The organism is Aquimarina spongiae, assembly GCF_900141785.1.
Classification (GTDB): Bacteria; Bacteroidota; Bacteroidia; order Flavobacteriales; family Flavobacteriaceae; genus Aquimarina; species Aquimarina spongiae.
The window spans coordinates 32,532-48,719 of the sequence record NZ_FQYP01000004.1 but is presented as its reverse complement, the minus strand read 5'-3'; the positions used below and the strand labels follow the sequence as shown (position 1 = coordinate 48,719).

Annotated in this window: 16 protein-coding genes; 12 read left to right on the top strand and 4 right to left on the bottom strand. The window is 37.0% G+C overall.

From position 1 onward, the window contains the following. Positions 1 to 263 precede the first annotated feature (263 nt). A complete protein-coding gene (locus BUE24_RS09935) occupies positions 264 to 443 on the top strand; it encodes a hypothetical protein (RefSeq protein WP_073315868.1) in 180 nt (59 codons plus the stop codon). A gap of 7 nt (positions 444 to 450) precedes the next feature. Here BUE24_RS09935 and BUE24_RS09930 read toward each other — a convergent pair whose 3' ends face one another. The 3 genes from BUE24_RS09930 to BUE24_RS09920 all read right to left on the bottom strand — a co-directional run bounded on the left by BUE24_RS09930 (position 451) and on the right by BUE24_RS09920 (position 6,066). Further along, complete coding sequence (locus tag BUE24_RS09930; protein ID WP_073315867.1) at positions 451 to 1,335, bottom strand: AraC family transcriptional regulator; 885 nt, start codon at positions 1,333 to 1,335, stop codon at positions 451 to 453. A 219-nt stretch (positions 1,336 to 1,554) separates the two neighbouring features. Continuing rightward, positions 1,555 to 1,998 carry a T9SS type A sorting domain-containing protein gene (locus tag BUE24_RS09925; protein ID WP_073315866.1) on the bottom strand — a complete coding sequence of 148 codons (444 nt, stop codon included), beginning with the start codon at positions 1,996 to 1,998 and terminating at the stop codon, positions 1,555 to 1,557. Between the two features lie 69 nt (positions 1,999 to 2,067). Continuing rightward, on the bottom strand, positions 2,068 to 6,066 hold the full coding sequence (locus BUE24_RS09920; RefSeq protein ID WP_073315865.1) for a di-heme oxidoredictase family protein: 3,999 nt from the start codon (positions 6,064 to 6,066) through the stop codon (positions 2,068 to 2,070). A gap of 293 nt (positions 6,067 to 6,359) precedes the next feature. On the opposite strand from BUE24_RS09920, the gene BUE24_RS09915 reads away from it, so the two are divergent. Next, the gene (locus BUE24_RS09915) at positions 6,360 to 7,157 is read left to right on the top strand and encodes a hypothetical protein (RefSeq protein WP_139241967.1); all 798 of its coding nucleotides are present in this window, start codon (positions 6,360 to 6,362) and stop codon (positions 7,155 to 7,157) included. A gap of 178 nt (positions 7,158 to 7,335) precedes the next feature. Next, on the top strand, positions 7,336 to 7,689 hold the full coding sequence (locus tag BUE24_RS09910) for a DUF2314 domain-containing protein (RefSeq protein WP_170864583.1): 354 nt from the start codon (positions 7,336 to 7,338) through the stop codon (positions 7,687 to 7,689). 11 nt (positions 7,690 to 7,700) lie between these two features. On the opposite strand, the gene BUE24_RS09905 is transcribed toward BUE24_RS09910, so the two are convergent. Further along, the gene (locus tag BUE24_RS09905; protein WP_073315862.1) at positions 7,701 to 8,591 is read right to left on the bottom strand and encodes an AraC family transcriptional regulator; all 891 of its coding nucleotides are present in this window, start codon (positions 8,589 to 8,591) and stop codon (positions 7,701 to 7,703) included. Positions 8,592 to 8,792: 201 nt separating this feature from the next. On the opposite strand from BUE24_RS09905, the gene hemA reads away from it, so the two are divergent. The 9 genes from hemA (at position 8,793) to BUE24_RS09860 (ending at position 16,177) form a co-directional block, all read left to right on the top strand. Next, positions 8,793 to 10,043 carry a glutamyl-tRNA reductase gene (gene hemA, locus BUE24_RS09900; RefSeq protein ID WP_073315861.1) on the top strand — a complete coding sequence of 417 codons (1,251 nt, stop codon included), beginning with the start codon at positions 8,793 to 8,795 and terminating at the stop codon, positions 10,041 to 10,043. Positions 10,044 to 10,045: 2 nt separating this feature from the next. Then, positions 10,046 to 10,960, top strand: coding sequence for a hydroxymethylbilane synthase (gene hemC / locus BUE24_RS09895; protein WP_073315860.1), 915 nt, complete (start codon positions 10,046 to 10,048; stop codon positions 10,958 to 10,960). Further along, positions 10,960 to 11,616, top strand: a complete 657-nt coding sequence (locus BUE24_RS09890; protein WP_342039426.1) for a uroporphyrinogen-III synthase — start codon at positions 10,960 to 10,962, stop codon at positions 11,614 to 11,616. Before hemC ends, BUE24_RS09890 begins: the two co-directional genes overlap by 1 nt. 32 nt (positions 11,617 to 11,648) lie before the next feature. Next, positions 11,649 to 12,680 (top strand): uroporphyrinogen decarboxylase, encoded by a 1,032-nt coding sequence (gene hemE / locus BUE24_RS09885; protein ID WP_073315859.1) that lies wholly within the window; start codon positions 11,649 to 11,651, stop codon positions 12,678 to 12,680. Then, positions 12,680 to 13,174 carry a DUF6973 domain-containing protein gene (locus BUE24_RS09880; RefSeq protein ID WP_073315858.1) on the top strand — a complete coding sequence of 165 codons (495 nt, stop codon included), beginning with the start codon at positions 12,680 to 12,682 and terminating at the stop codon, positions 13,172 to 13,174. The genes hemE and BUE24_RS09880 overlap by 1 nt, the downstream gene beginning before the upstream one ends. A 67-nt stretch (positions 13,175 to 13,241) precedes the next feature. Next, a complete protein-coding gene (locus BUE24_RS09875; protein ID WP_073315857.1) occupies positions 13,242 to 14,030 on the top strand; it encodes an EI24 domain-containing protein in 789 nt (262 codons plus the stop codon). Between the two features lie 29 nt (positions 14,031 to 14,059). After that, positions 14,060 to 14,962 carry an oxygen-dependent coproporphyrinogen oxidase gene (gene hemF, locus BUE24_RS09870; protein ID WP_073315856.1) on the top strand — a complete coding sequence of 301 codons (903 nt, stop codon included), beginning with the start codon at positions 14,060 to 14,062 and terminating at the stop codon, positions 14,960 to 14,962. Positions 14,963 to 15,043: 81 nt separating this feature from the next. Then, the gene (locus tag BUE24_RS09865) at positions 15,044 to 15,649 is read left to right on the top strand and encodes a hypothetical protein (RefSeq protein WP_073315855.1); all 606 of its coding nucleotides are present in this window, start codon (positions 15,044 to 15,046) and stop codon (positions 15,647 to 15,649) included. Between the two features lie 114 nt (positions 15,650 to 15,763). After that, the gene (locus BUE24_RS09860) at positions 15,764 to 16,177 is read left to right on the top strand and encodes a hypothetical protein (protein ID WP_139241965.1); all 414 of its coding nucleotides are present in this window, start codon (positions 15,764 to 15,766) and stop codon (positions 16,175 to 16,177) included. The last annotated feature ends 11 nt before the right edge of the window (positions 16,178 to 16,188 follow it).

The window sequence follows — 16,188 nt, the reverse complement described above, 5'->3', positions numbered from 1 at the left end:
AACTAAATATCGGTTTGCGTTAACAAAAACCATAAGACTTTCTGATAGCGAGATTTGAAAAAATGAACTGAAAAAGAGATTATTAAATAGTTATAAATAAAACATAACTTAGAAATACGTTAAATTCTGACAAACTGAAAGTTGGGTAGTTTTATTTTAGTATTTTTAAATAGTGAAAAAGCAAAGATGAATCTTGTATGGTCAAAAATAGTATTTGATTATGCTGGGTTGCATGTGAACGTTAACAAACATTATTAGAACACATGAAACGTATTATCGTAGATGTCGAAAAAGATAAGCTACCTTTTGTCCTGGAACTATTAGAGCAATTTGACTTCGTATCTGTTTTGGCAGATCCAACCGAAGAAGATCAAGGGATGTATGACTCTATTGTTTCTCTGCAAAAGGGTGTGGGAATTCCACGAGTAGAATCTCTAGATTAGTTTGCCTTTAATTCAGGCGCATCACATATTTTTTGGGAGTAGTTCCAAATTTCTTTTTAAATGCTGCAATAAAGTGGCTTGAGGTACTATAGCCTACTCTTAACGCTATTTCCTTTACTGTATATTTTTTTGAAATTAATAATTCTTGAGACACAATCATTCTACGATTGATCAGGTAGTCCTGGATACTCATTCCATAAACCTGTTTGAATCCTTTGTTCAATTTCTGAAGAGATAGATGTACCTGTTCTGACAATTCTGAAGTTAAGGGAGGCTCAACAAAATTGTTTTCAAGGATGTTTTTTGCCTGCTCCAATTTTTTTATAGCATCCTGATCTAGGAAATAGGGACATGCTGTTCCAGAATTCTTTGTGAGGAAATGAGTTAACATGCTTACTAATTCATAGGTCTTGGCTTTTAAATACACTAGTTCACTTTTTGAGTGAAGACTTTGCATGATTTGCTTTGCAATCGAACAATGTAAAAAATACGTTCTTGCTACTTTGAAGATGGGTTTTTTGATCTCCTCAGACTTGAATAAAAAGTCCAGCAAATTGCTTTGATTTAAAATCATTCGATGAAACTTTTTGAGTTCAATTTGAAGTACAAACAGTTGGGTGTTTTCTTGGGCAAAAATTATGGATGGAGTGTTATAAGTAATAATAAATTGATCACTATCAAATGTCAAATGGTGTTCTGATCCTATTTGTAATTCGAAAGTCCCAGAAGAACAAAGAATAAAATGAATCAGCTTTTCGCTATTCTTTTTTCGTGGGATATAGATAAGGGACCCTATTGTAGGTTTATAAACTAACAGATCAAAATTCTCTTCTATTTTGATTGTTATTTGAATCATATCCTCGAAACTAATATCTAAATTATAGGATTTCATGATCGAAAACTTGTGATTACTTAGTAAAGAAAGGAGAAAGCGCGATATACTTTGTATGATCGTGAAGTATAGTTGGGTTTGTGTTTGCCTTTCTCCTTATGACTTTACCGAAGTTTCTTAAAGGGTTTTTAAGAATGTAATGCAATTGATTTCTTCCAAATAACCAAGAACATTAAATTGCTATTGCTGCTATCGCTTGATCATTTAACTTTGAGACCGTTACTTCGTAAATACTAGTTTCTTGGTGATTTTTTGTTGACGATCGTAATCATAATATATCATGAAGTAAAGTCCGGACTCTAGATTAAGATTGAGTATCAAGTGATTCGATTTTCTATTCTTCAAATCAATGGTTTTTACCGTAGCGCCTAATTGATCTAGAATTACGATTTTACCTGATAAGATAAATGAACCCGTTAGCGATAGGTTACCATCGGATATTGGGTTCGATCTAACGATAAGTTCCATTTTCTCTTTTGAAACGTTATTGTTTATTCGGTTTTGTTCACATTGGTTTGCTTGTTGTTGATTTTCCCAGCAGACTCCGCAACCTTCAACTGGCCTGCAAGGAGGACATGAAACGGTTGCATTTATGGTTACTTGCGCAGTAACGCTAACCGAAAAGAGAGCGAATAAGATTGCGATTATATGTAGCTTTTTCATGATTTATATGTTTTAAAGAACACTAGGTATCGAAATGTATGAGATATAAATACCTAGTGTTCATGTTGGTTAAAGAGTTTTTAAGAATTTGATAAGATTGTCTTTTTGTTGCTGACTTAAATTGTTGTAAGCCGCTCTTGATCCATTGGCTTCCCCGCCGTGAGCTTGAATTGCTCCATCTAGGGTAGTTGCTCTACCATCATGCATCAAGATCAGGGCTTTGCCATTTCTCTCAAGAAGATCTATGTTTCTTCCTAATCCCCATAGTGGTGGAGTCCTATAAGGCTCATCTGTAACTGTATGCAGTTTCATGTCTGTATAAGGTCTTATAGTAAGATTTCTGAATTCTGCCGGTGCAGAGCTACTTGTTATTTGTGTAGGAGAGTGACAACTTGTACACCCTATTCGGTGGAACGTTTTGTCTCCTTCTTCCACACCTGGTATATCGTAAGCTCCAGGACTTCTGGTCGGTACCGTTAAGAATTCTGTGTAAGCTACCAATTGTCGTAAATCTTTTGAAGAGATATCCGTTTCAGGATCGATACCATGGTCATTGATTAAAGCATTTTTCACTTGTTGTTCTACCGTAGGTACATCTCCTTTCCAGGCAAGTTTTGCTTGGGCTCCAGCGATATATTGAAGAATTCCTACTCCGTATACTGGAGGTGGTACTCTCATATCTCCATCTCTTGTTCTCTCTAATTTAGAACCTCTACCATCTCTAAAATGACATTCCTGACAGTTAGTAGATCCTATATTGATTTCTCCTAAAATGTTTCCTGGATCATTTCCATTACGTCTATGCCTTACTCCGTGGAATAGGTGATGTCCTTCTAAGAAATCATCCACATCGTCTTCACTGGTTAAGGTAATGATGTGTTGTGTAAATATGGCATCTGCTTCCAGATCTACATGTGATCCAAATCCCGGTAGTACCATATAGGTACTTGCTCTACCTGCCAACGATAATCTAGGATCCCCCAGCGTATTCAATCCTTCACCAACTACATAGTTTTGGAAGGTGTTATAGGTCTGCGCACCACTACCTCCTGTTACTGCAGTGATTTCGTAGGTTACAATATTACCATATCCCCATTTTCCTGCATCCTGTCCGGCGCTCTTTGCGTAGGTGGGAGGTGAAGAATCTCCCTTTTCCATATAATCAATACGAACTACTTCGGCATTGTCTACATTGCCATGAGGATGCACAGAATTGGCATCACCTCTGGTCAATCTTGGGTCTATAATTAGTCCACTGGCAGCATCGGTAAAAATAGTGTTGTAACGATCCATATTTCTGAGCAGATCCGAATTGTGTTGTGCATCAAAAACAGCTTCAGTAATACCATCTTGTGCATGTGGGTGTCTAAAACGCATCCAGTTGGCTCCTTCTCTTGTAATTGTAGGCCTGTTGTCTGGATCAATTCTTTGACCAGCGGTGGTAAATAGTCCAGAGTATACATAAATATCCCCCGGATCGTTGGTAGTATTTCCTTGTTTTTTATATCTAAAGAAATAATAGAAATCACCGGCATTTCTACATGCTTCAGGAACAGCTACCGTGCCATTTACTCGCACACTGTTAAATGTAACCTGGTTACAAGAACAGTGGAATTCAAAATCGGGATTTCCCCCAGATTGAATTTGAACAACAGGTCCAACACGTACGCTAACTGTACTTAAATCGTTAGCCAGATCAAAAGCAAACCCTTGAGCAGCGTCTGACCCAATTATTGGAGTAGGAAGAGCTGGTCGTGGATAATTTACTAGTGCTATTTCGCCGCAAGGATCATCTGGACAAGGGCCACAATTTGGTCCTCCGCAATCAACTCTTTCTTCGCCTTGATTCAGAATTCCATCATTACAGGTAGGAGCTGGTCCTCCTTCAAGAATCACAAATTCACCCAAAAAGATAGGGCATTCATTATTTCCCCATCGTACCCAAATATTATACGTAGCGGGTGAAAGGTTGTCTACAGTAAATGATCCTGCGTTATCTGGAGTAGCATATGGGTAACTACTTCCATTATTAATGCTGAATTCTAAATTATCTCTTGAAGCTACGTTGTCAAAAGTAAATTGAATAGTTCCATCATTTTCATTTTCAACAGTTTCATTAGTTACAGAAACTACAGCATTAGGATTAGGAGTACCATTACATACTTCATCACAACCTATAGTACAATTGCTTCCGCCACAGTCTACTCCTTCTTCGTCTCCATTTTGTATACCATCATCACAGGTAGGGCAGACGTCGCAATCTGGTCCCCCACAGTCGATTCCGGTTTCCTTTCCGTTTTGTACTCCATCACTACAAGTGGCTACAAAATAACAACGATCTTCTCCAGCGGCTACTGTAAATGTAGTATTTGGTCCACCTTGTATACCAAGTTCATAGGTTTCGCCTACAGTGATATTGATTGCTCTTTGATAATAGCCATTTTCTAATTTGTCTGGAGCTACACAACCATTAAATTCTGGGCCAGTACACATATATAGTACTTGACCTAAATCCTCTCTGGAATAAATAACACCTTGACCATCTACAATAGTAAGTCCATAGTCACCACATGTTCCACCATCAATAGGAGGATTGGTAGTACAAGGGTCACAATTTGGACCGCCACAGTCGATTTCGGTTTCGCCGTTGTTAAGAATTCCATCATTACAAGTGGGTTCAGGATCTGTTTGATTGGTCACCAAGTGCCATACTCCATTTACGTTATCTCCATTGGTATCTCCTGCTGCATTGTCATTTGCAAAGTAGTATAGGGGTTTGTTGTCATAGGTAACTTGTAGAGATCCATCACATCTTGCAGAGAGTCCAAATCCATTGGTAAATGTATTGTTCACTTGATTGGTAATGATAAGGTCTTGTGAGTTTTGTACGGTTACTGGAGGCCATGTTGTTTCGCAGCCATTGTAACAATCGCTAAAAGGCAAAGAGTCATTATCGTTATCAAAAGTGTATAAACTAAATCCTGGTTGATTGGCGTCTTGTCCACCAACCAAGAATGTTCCTTTTTCACTATTACTAGTAAGTGCAATAACAGGTCCTGTAACTGGAGGCGGGGGATTGTCACAAGGGTCACAATTAGGTCCCCCACAGTCGATTTCAGTTTCACCATTATTAAGGATACCGTCATCGCAAGTTGGATCAGGATCTTGTCCTTGACCGATAAATGTAAGTTCATCTACATTCATGGCAGCATCTCCACTTTGATATATAATTTCGAAAGTAGCTCTTTGAGGAACATTTACTTCTATCGTTGCTGTAGTGTAGTTGCCCACCCAACTTCCGTTGGAAGAGAAACTGATGTTTCCAGCATCGTTTCCATTTACAAATATGGATAATGTACCAGATTGTTGCGAGGCATATTTTAGTTGTACTGAGCTAGCAGAGGGAACGTTTTGTAATGCAAATCCTGCACCTACACTGCTTATGTAGGCTACTCCTTGTCCATTTGTAGCGGCACCATCGTTGTAATATTGAGCACTACCGAGAAGAGATCCTGATTCTGCTTGAATCACAGTTTCCCCGCCAGGATTAGGATTGGGGTTAGGGGCGTCACAAGGTGCACAGGGTCCACCACAGTCTACATCGGTTTCGCCTTGGTTTTGTATACCATCGTTACAGCTAGGTTGTGGATCTGGATCTGGGTCATTGTTTCCTGCTTGTTGTGCGGTCACTGTGATTTGATCCGAGATGTATTGTCCATCTACCGAGGAGCTTATTTTTATTTGAATTTGATAGGTTTGACCTGCTGTGGCATTAACTTGTCTTTCCCATCGATTGGTAGCTGCGTTTAATGTTCCAGATACGCAGGCATCATTCAAACAGAGAAAATTAAAGTTATCGGTCCATTCGGGTTGATTCTCGAAATAGAGTGTAGCAATTCCTCCATCTACTTCAATACCACTATTTGTGTTGTTAGTCTGAGAAAAAAGACTACCGAAAGTGAATACATGAATACAGATTAGAATAAATAGAGGTTTAAGTTCTAACCGTCTATAAGGTAATTTACCTTTTCTTCGGGTTGAAGACTTTGTTTGGGTTTTGTGCCTCATGATTTTGTTGGTTTGTGTGAAAAATCCAGATTTTTAAGAGTCTGAATATGTACTATTTGAATTTTTGATAAAATTAATGTGACATTGATAATTGCTGAAAAATATGAGCACGATTAAAACTCTTATAACCTACGTTTTTACCACTCAAAACTTATAGAAATGGGCAAAACCGTGTAAAACCGAAGAATTTGGATTTCATAATCGAAGACTACTTAGTAAATTGAAGTTTAAAATAGTAGATAGAGGCATCAAATGATGTTTTCTTTGATGATAACAAATATCTGTAAATCAGTATGATGAGATTTTATAGTATTATATTCAGCTTAATCTTTTTTTATAGTTGTAAAACCGATAAAAACTATCAAATTTTGGGTGATGAGCGATCAAAAATCAACATCAGTACGAATGATTTTTTAACTAGCTATGGTATTTACGCACTTGATCATGAATCCTTACCTTCTGAACAAGAATTTGACAGTTTGATCAGGGTAATGCTCCCCAACTACAAAGAATATACGCTACGAAATGCGAGACGCTCTGAACCTGGATATTATAAAGAGGTGATCGAAGAATTGAGCGGTGTTCTACAACCCCCAAGCTTGGATTACTTAGAAGCCTTTGGGAAAAACTTATCTCCAACCGAGAAAGTAGCATTGCAGCATTGCAAACGTATTTTGGCGATTACTTTCTATGGAAGCAGTCAAAATATCAATACTGAACAACGTAAGATTCATAAGTTTCTAGCAGTATTAAATAAAGAGAGTAATTATATCATTGCTGATTTTGTGACGCTGGAATATTTTAATGAAGACGCCTGGAACAAAAGAAGAATAAGATATTTTGATGATACCAAAGCGAATGTTGCGGATCAAATTCTTATTAAAATGAAAAAAATAGATAGTTCGAGATGCAGAGCAGTTACTTTTGGAATGGAGAAATTTTGTCTACCAGATATTTCTATACGTCAGTTTTCTTGCCAGGAATCCAAAAAATATACAGACATATTGTTGCTAGTCGCTCAATCTTTGTCAGAACAAAGAGTTGTAAGTCAAGATTCAATACTATCAATAGAAAGAACCCAAGGAGCTTAAGAATGAAAAGTGGAACCACTATTTTTCTGAAATAAATCTGGCAAAGGAATTTAGTATTCAGCTTAAAAACACTACTCCGCAAATAGGTGATAAAAACAACCTGCAATTAGAAATTAGGTCCGATTCAATTACCAAATTAGTACATACTATTTTTGATACTTCAAGGCATTTACAGTATGTGCAACACGATGATAAGATTCTAGAGATTAGTGCTTTGGCCAGAAAGGAACTGCCAACATTAAAACAAGCATTCAATATGGATAGATTAGTAGATGATTATCTACTCATAAAAGCACCGATAATTACCAATGACTCGAATAAAGAATGGATGTGGGTGAAAGTACTGAGGTGGGAAAAACAGATTATAGAAGGGAGTTTATACAATACGTCTTCAAAAAATGAACATCTTAGGGAAGGTGTGGTCGTATCAGTTGATGAAAAAGACGTTTTCGATTTTATTATCAAAAATGAAAAAGGGGAATTTATCGGTAATGAGACCGAAAAGTACTTGTTGTCTCAAAAAGAAAGATAATAATAGTAAACTTAGGATAAAGCCATTACATATTTTTTGGGAGTGGTCCCAAACTTCTTTTTGAATGCTGCAATAAAATGGCTCGCGGTGCTATAGCCAACTTTTAATCCTACTTCGTTTACATTATGACTTCCTGAAGCCAGTAATTGTCTGGCAACTTCCATTTTGTAATCAAACAAGAACGCGTATACCGGCTCTCCATAGATTTGCTTGAACCCGTCTTTCAACTTTTTTAGAGGGAGTCCAATTTCTTTAGACAGTTCTTGTAGTGTTGGGGGTTCTGCCATGCGCGCGATAATGATTTCTTTGGCTTTTCTAATCTTTAAAACATTTTCTTCATCCACCAAAAAAGGACACTGTTCGATATTGGCATCTTCGGGTCGATTAAAATAAAGACTGAGCAGTTCATAAGCTTTTCCTTTATAATACAATTGTTTTATAGAAGGATGTAGTCCATAATTCATGATCTGATTGAGAACTACTGCCATCGATGGCGTGATAATCGCATCGGTATAATATTTCTTATCTCTGTTACCTTCTCCCAAAAATGGAATATAGTCTGCTTCTTTTGAAAACAAGGAGTGGAATTTTTTTATTGAAATCAATATGGTAATCAACCAGGAATCTTTTTCCATATCGATATTCATCGGTAAATCACGTTGTGGGTTATAGAGCAACAAAGAATTTTCTTCGGCTAGGTTAATGGAGTAACTTCCGTTGTTAAAATTGAACTTGACTGAGCCTTTGATACAAAAGTGAAATTGAATAAGACTACTGTCGATTTCGCGGATAACATTCTGATTATCATCGATTTCATTTTGGAAAGCGAGAATGCGAAAACCGTCCTCTATTTGGGTTTCTTCCAAAATTCCTGGAGCGTTATTTTTTAGTTCAATTTTCATACCTTGAAACGTATTTTATTTAGAAAGAGTCTAAACTGTCGCAAAAAGATTCTTGACTTACCCTACAAAAATAGTGGTTTCCGATGAGTATTGACCTAAAAACTAACGATAATACCGCATTTCGTTACTTATTGTTCCTCTAGCGTTATTTTATAACCCGTTTGTAGAATATTTTTGTGCGGTAAAAGGAAAAGACAGTACATGGAGCCCCATTTGAGCGCTAAAGGAAAACATTTTTATGCTATTGGACTCAGTTATAAAAAAGCTGATGCAGAAGTAAGAGGACATTTTAGCATTAATGACGAAGCCAAGAATACCATCCTCCTTCAGGCTAAGGAAGAAGGGATACCTTCTCTTGTAGTCATTTCTACCTGCAACCGAACTGAGCTTTATGGTTTTGCAGAACATCCTTTCCAATTGATTAAATTACTTTGTGAACATACTGAAGGTACCGTCGAAGAGTTTGAAAAGGTAGCTTATGTACATAAAAATAGCATGGCGGTTTCACACCTTTTCAAGGTAGGAACAGGTTTGGATAGTCAGATCCTAGGAGATTTTGAAATTATCAGTCAGATAAAAATAAGCTTCAAGCAATCCAAAAAAGATAACATGCTTAATCCTTTTATGGAGCGTTTGGTAAATGCAGTCATCCAGGCTAGCAAACGTATTAAGAATGAAACTGAAATTTCTAGCGGTGCTACATCCGTAAGTTTTGCAGCTGTACAATATATTATGGCCAGAGTTCCTTATGTTTCTGAAAAGAATTTGTTGCTTTTTGGAACAGGAAAGATAGGCCGAAATACTTGCGAGAATCTAGTAAAACATACCAAGAATGATCATATTGTTTTGATCAACAGAACGAAAACGAAGGCTGAAGAAATTGCAGGCAAATTCAATTTGGTAGTTAAAGATTACGCTAATATTCAATCAGAGATCACCAAATCTGATGTGCTTATTGTAGCAACAGGAGCACAAAAACCTACCATCTCCAAAGCACTTATTCATTCTGACAAACCTTTGTTAATCCTTGATTTATCAATACCTAGAAATGTTTCGTTAGATGTTACAGAACATCCTAACGTTACCTTGGTACATTTGGATGATTTATCAAGAATGACGGACCAGACTTTGAAAAAGAGAAAGGAACATGTACCACATGCTGAAGGCATCATAGCAGAGGTGCAAACAGAGTTTGATAGCTGGTTGGATACCAGGAAATTTGCGCCTACCATTAAGGCACTGAAACATAAATTAGCTTCGTTTAAAGAAGCTGAAATCAACTTGCAACGCAAGAAATACGACGGTTTTGATGAAGAACAGGCGGAGTTGATTAGTGATCGTATTATTCAAAAAATTACGAATCATTTTGCAAACCATTTAAAAGATGCTACTACTTCTGCAGACGAGAGCATCGAACTGATTCAAAAAGTTTTTCAATTACAAAATAAATAATCTTGGGTAAGAAAATCCGTATAGGTACCAGAGATAGTGAGTTGGCCCTTTGGCAGGCAAAAACTGTTCAAAAGTTACTACAGGAAGCAGGATATGACAGTGAGTTACTTCCCGTAAAATCTACGGGTGACATTGTTTTGGATAAACCCTTGTATGAGTTAGGGATTACAGGGATTTTTACAAAGACTTTGGATGTTGCTATGCTGAATAACGACATCGATATTGCGGTGCACTCAATGAAAGATGTTCCTACACGATTACCGCATGGTATTGTTGAAGCTGCAGTGCTGAAAAGAGCCAATGTAAATGACATTTTGGTTCATAAGGGGCTTGATTTTTTAGATACACAAGGGGTTATCGCTACAGGGAGTCTGCGTCGTAAAGCACAATGGTTACATAAGTTTCCTGAGCATACAGTTGTTGACTTACGCGGAAACGTAAACACAAGGATGCAAAAGTTAACTGATAACACCTGGAACGGAGCCATATTTGCTGCTGCTGGATTAGAGCGTATCAATTTAAAACCCGAAAATTACATCGATCTAGATTGGATGACACCTGCACCTGCACAAGGAGCAATGCTGGTAGTAGCAAAAGAAGAAGATACCTATTGTAAAGAGGCTTTGCAGCATCTTAATGATACTACTACCGCCTTATGCGTGCACATAGAAAGAGAGTTTTTGAGAGTGCTGGAAGGAGGATGTACTGCACCTATAGGAGCATTGGCAAGAGTGGTAGAAGAAGACATTATTGATTTTAAAGGAGTGTTGTTTAGCCTAGATGGAAAACAAAAGATCGAGGTAGAGAAAAAGATCAATATCGAGAATGAGCAACAACTAGGAGAACAATGTGCAAAAGAGATATTGAACAATGGTGGGACAGCATTGATGAAGGAGATTAAATCTATGATGAAGTAATGAGTTTGGCTACTGTATTGTCTACCAAAAAACTATCTGTTGCGCAAAGAGAGTTATTGTTAAACGCCGGGTTAGGTTTTGTAGATTATGATGCCATCACCATCGAGCCAGTTAGTTTTGAATATAATGGGGCAGTGGAGAATGCGATTTTCACAAGCAAAAATGCAGTAAAGGCAGTTTTGCAAGTTGGAATAAGCGTTTCAAATTGTTTTTGTGTAGGGCAAAATACAAAAAAATTGCTTGAAGAAAATGGGCAAAAAGTAATAGAAACTGCTCAAAATGCTTCGGATTTAGCCAAAATCATTGCAAAAACGTATAAAAATGACACTTTTGCGTTTTTTTGTGGAGATAAAAGAAGAGAAGAACTACCTCAGATTTTGAAAGAAAATAGTATTCAATTTTCAGAAGAGATGGTATACAAAACTGTATTAGCCCCAAAGAAATTTGATCGGGTTTTTGATGGAATACTGTTTTTTAGTCCTTCGGGTGTGCAGAGCTATACATCTCAAAACGATGTTGCTCAAAGTGTAGCTTTTTGTATAGGAAACACTACGGCATCATCGATCAAAAAGCATACCGATCAAATACAAATAGCCAACAAGCCTACGGTTGAGAATGTAATTGTACAGGCGGTAAAATATTTTAAAAACAACTAACATTCCTTTATTGGGAGTGAAAGAAAGAACATATGACAACACTAAAAAATGATCTATTTCTAAAGGCATTAAAAGGAGAAACTGTAGAACGCCCACCTGTATGGATGATGCGTCAAGCCGGAAGATATTTGCCAGAATTTATGGCACTCAAGAAGAAGTATGATTTCTTTACGAGATGTAGAACTCCAGAGCTAGCTGCAGAAATTACGGTACAGCCTATTGATATTATCGGTCCTGATGCAGCTATTTTGTTTAGCGATATCCTAGTGATTCCACAGGCAATGAATATTGAAGTAGAAATGAAAGATGGAATAGGTCCGTGGTTACCAAATCCAGTTCGATCTTTAAAAGATGTAGAGCAAGTTGTTGTCCCTGATGTATATGAGGAGTTAGGATATGTGTTTGATGCGATCAAGCTTACCAAAGAAATGCTGGATAATCGGGTACCGCTTATTGGTTTTGCGGGATCTCCTTGGACTATTTTGTGTTATGCAGTACAAGGTCAGGGATCCAAAAATTTTGATAAAGCCAAGGAACTTTGCTTTGCTCATCCCGAAGCTGCACATGCACTTTTACAAAAGATAACAGATACTACGATCGCTTATCTAAAAGCAAAAGTAGCTAGTGGTGTCAATGCCGTTCAGGTGTTTGATAGCTGGGGAGGGATGTTATCTCCAACAGATTATCAAGAGTTTTCCTGGAAGTACATTCAGCAAATCGTAGATGCCTTAAAAGAAGAAACAGAAGTTATCGTTTTTGGTAAAGGGTGTTGGTTTGCCTTACAGGAAATGGCAAAATCGGGAGCTGCTGCACTAGGGGTAGATTGGACCTGTTCTGCTCGCAATGCACGTTACCTTACTGGAGGGAATATAACATTACAAGGAAATTTTGATCCTTCGAGATTGCTTTCTCCACCAGATCAGATCAAAAAAATGGTAACACAAATGATTGATGAGTTTGGTAAAGATCGTTATGTAGCGAATTTAGGCCACGGGATTTTACCAAATATCCCAGTAGAAAATGCACGAGCTTTTGTGGATGCAGTAAAGAATTATAGTAAATAATGAATTTGATAGCAGTAATAAGACGATTAAGTCTGAAAGAAATACTTTCGTTAATCGTTTTATTGGTGCAATATCCATTATACATTTTCCCTACACTAAGGGCTACCAAGCAGACACTCAACATCTGCAATATAGAATATAAGGATAGCCATCACTTACACGGTAAAGGAAATGCTTTTAGGCATGCGTTGTGGAATGTTCTGCTCGCTCTATACACGTTTCGGATTCATAAAAATGTGCAAAAATCAATAAAATGGGCAGAAAGAATTACCGACTTACATGAAGAATTAGCGCCTAATAACTCTTTGGAGAAAGCCATGGATTTGCACAATAATGCCGTAGGACGAGCTTTTTTTGGGGGATTAAAAAACCATACACTTAATGAGATCGTAGTCGAGGTGAAACAAAGAGCAGAATGCGGAATTGTAATTCGTACAATCCTGGATATCGAACAATACAAGAAGGATTTAGTATATCTTGCAGAAGAAAATTAAATCACAGTTGAAACAAAACTAGGGATTAGACTACTAATTAGAAGCTAATCAATCAAAACTACAACATATGTTCAAGAATATCATTAATGGAGCAAAAGCATATCTGGGTACGTTTGGGTTAATTTCAAAACTAGGACTTTGGAAATACTTCGCCATACCTATTCTTATCAGTATTGTAACTGGCTTGACCTTTGTAGCGCTTGCCTATTTTTTTGCGGATAACCTGGGAGGGTTAATCGCTAAAATCTGGGTATGGGAATGGGGATCAGAAACTTTTGGAACTATTAGTAATTTTATAGGAGGTGTTTTGATTTTGGTGTTGGGATTGGTTTTGTACAAGCATATTGTTATGGCGTTATCTGCTCCATTTATGAGCCCTGTTTCAGAACAGGTAGAAGCTCATTTATTAGGAGAAACCACACACGAACATCGTAACACCTCGTTTCGCCAACAGTTATCCAGAGGTATCCGAATTAATCTTAGAAATTTACTTCGAGAATTATTATTTATGATTCCTTTGGTTATCCTAAGCTTTATTCCAGTGGTTGGCATTATTGCAACGGTTCTTATATTTCTGATTCAAGCATATTACGTTGGATTTGGTAACATGGATTACACAATGGAACGTCATTTTGGATATAAAGAAAGTGTACAGTTTGTAAGAAAACATAGAGGACTGGCAATCGGTAATGGAGCAATATTTGTACTCATGCTATTTATTCCTATAATCGGTTTTATCATTACTTTACCAATTTCTGTGGTAGCAGCATCTACAGAAACTGTAAAGATTCTGGAAGAAAAGAAACTGATAGCAAAATCAAATACGCCAAAAACAACAGAAGCTATTACTGAATAGATTTCATTTTGAAAAATTAGAAGAAACAGATGAAAGACACATTTTATAAGTACATACAGAACTTGCAGGATAGCATCACCAGCAAACTTGAAGAAATTGATGGTAAGGCGAAGTTCCAGGAAGATATTTGGAAACGTCCGGAAGGTGGGGGAGGAAGAACTCGTGTGATCGAAGATGGTGCTGTTTTTGAAAAAGGTGGAGTCAATATTTCTGCAGTACATGGACCGTTACCAAAGGCGATGCAAAGTTATTTTAATGTGGGAGATGTCGATTTTTTTGCCTGTGGTTTATCATTGGTACTACATCCTATCAATCCAATGGTTCCTACCGTCCACGCTAATTGGCGCTATTTTGAAATGTATGATAAGTCAGGAGAAATTGTAGATAGTTGGTTTGGCGGTGGACAAGATTTAACTCCTTATTACCTATTTGAAGAAGACGCTAAGCATTTTCATAGTGTTTGCAAGAATGCTTGTGATAGACATCATCCTGATTTTTATAAAACGTATAAGAAAAAGTGTGACGAATACTTCTATAACGCACATCGAGAAGAAGCCAGAGGGATAGGTGGATTGTTTTTTGATTATTGTAAGAAAAAGGATGACATGACCATGCAGGATTGGTATGATTTTGTAACCGATGTAGGGGACAGTTTTTTGGAAGCCTATGTGCCAATTGTTGAAAGAAGAAAAGATCTTTTATTTGACGAAAATCATCGCAATTGGCAAGAAATTCGACGCGGTAGATACGTAGAATTCAACTTAGTACACGATAAAGGGACACTTTTTGGGCTAAGAACAAATGGCCGTATCGAAAGTATCCTGATGAGCCTACCACCAAGGGTTCAGTGGCGATATGACCATCACCCAAAAACCGGAACTGAAGAAGAAAAACTAGTTGAAGTGCTCAAAAAACCCGTTGAATGGCAATAATTTGATTTTTTTTTATTATCTTGCGGCGTAATTATTTAAGTTTTACCTATTTACGATGTAAACTTTTTAACACAAATGCCCATGAAAAAATTTCTACTATTGCTTACTTCTATCCTACTTGTTAGTTGCCAAATGTTTGAGCCTAAAAAGGAAGGATTTGCTAAATTTTCAAAAAATAAAATTGAATTCAAAAACAATACGATTGTTCTTACAAGTGACTACGTAAAATCTGATCCTGAAAACTTTAAGGCGAAGATCGAAATGATCGAAGGGAAACCAAAATTTCAAAATGTTGCCCTTGCTGAGTTAAAAAAGATTCAGGATAAGAAAGTCGACTTCGAAATCTTTGTTGACGAGAATAATGTAGAGAACTACGTATTTATCTACAATTGTGATTACTACAAATTTGATGAACACCGTGCCGCTCGAGTAGTGCAGGCTTTAAGTGAACAAATCAAAGATGAGGCGAACAGCCAAGACGTTCGTTACAAAAGGATTCATGGTAGATATTTCTTTACGCCAACTTCAAAAGTAGTGAAGTTAAAGTATCTGAAAGCGTATAAGAAAGAAAAGAAATTTCAAACAGAATACATTGTAGCTTCAAAAACTGGAGGTGTTGGTATCTCTATCAGTAACCTTGAGGATATTGATTTTGAAAGCTCAGTGAAACGTTTAGCCTCAAAGTAAAATTGATTAGACTTAATTGATAGGTCTGCTAACAATTTTAAATGCCGTATCTTAGAATTCTATATGGAATTTTGAGTACGGCATTTTTGTTTTCGTTAGTTTTTTGAATCGCATATGAGGTATACAATAATTGGGATATTAGTATCCTTGGTTCTTTTGGGTTGTGCCCGTTCGGTAGAACCTACAGTAGAAAATATCAATAAAATTTTTGAGTCCAAAGATTTTACTTTCGAGTTTCATCAACCAGATGGTAGTTGTCGATCCCTAAGTTTTCGCAATGATTATGTGGTGTATAAAAGTGATCTCCCTACTTATCGCAGAGGTATTGAGTATGAAGAGGTAGTACTGATCAATGAGTATATACAAAAAATTGTTAATGAACATTCAACAACTTTGGATAGAGAAAACCATCCCTATTATGTGATTAAAAACACCGCGTATAAAGTGACAATTATTCCCGAACAGGAGGCTTTTTATTTTGATGCTTTACTAAAAACCTTGAAACTGGATCCTGCACAGATTAAATGAGCAAAAGTACC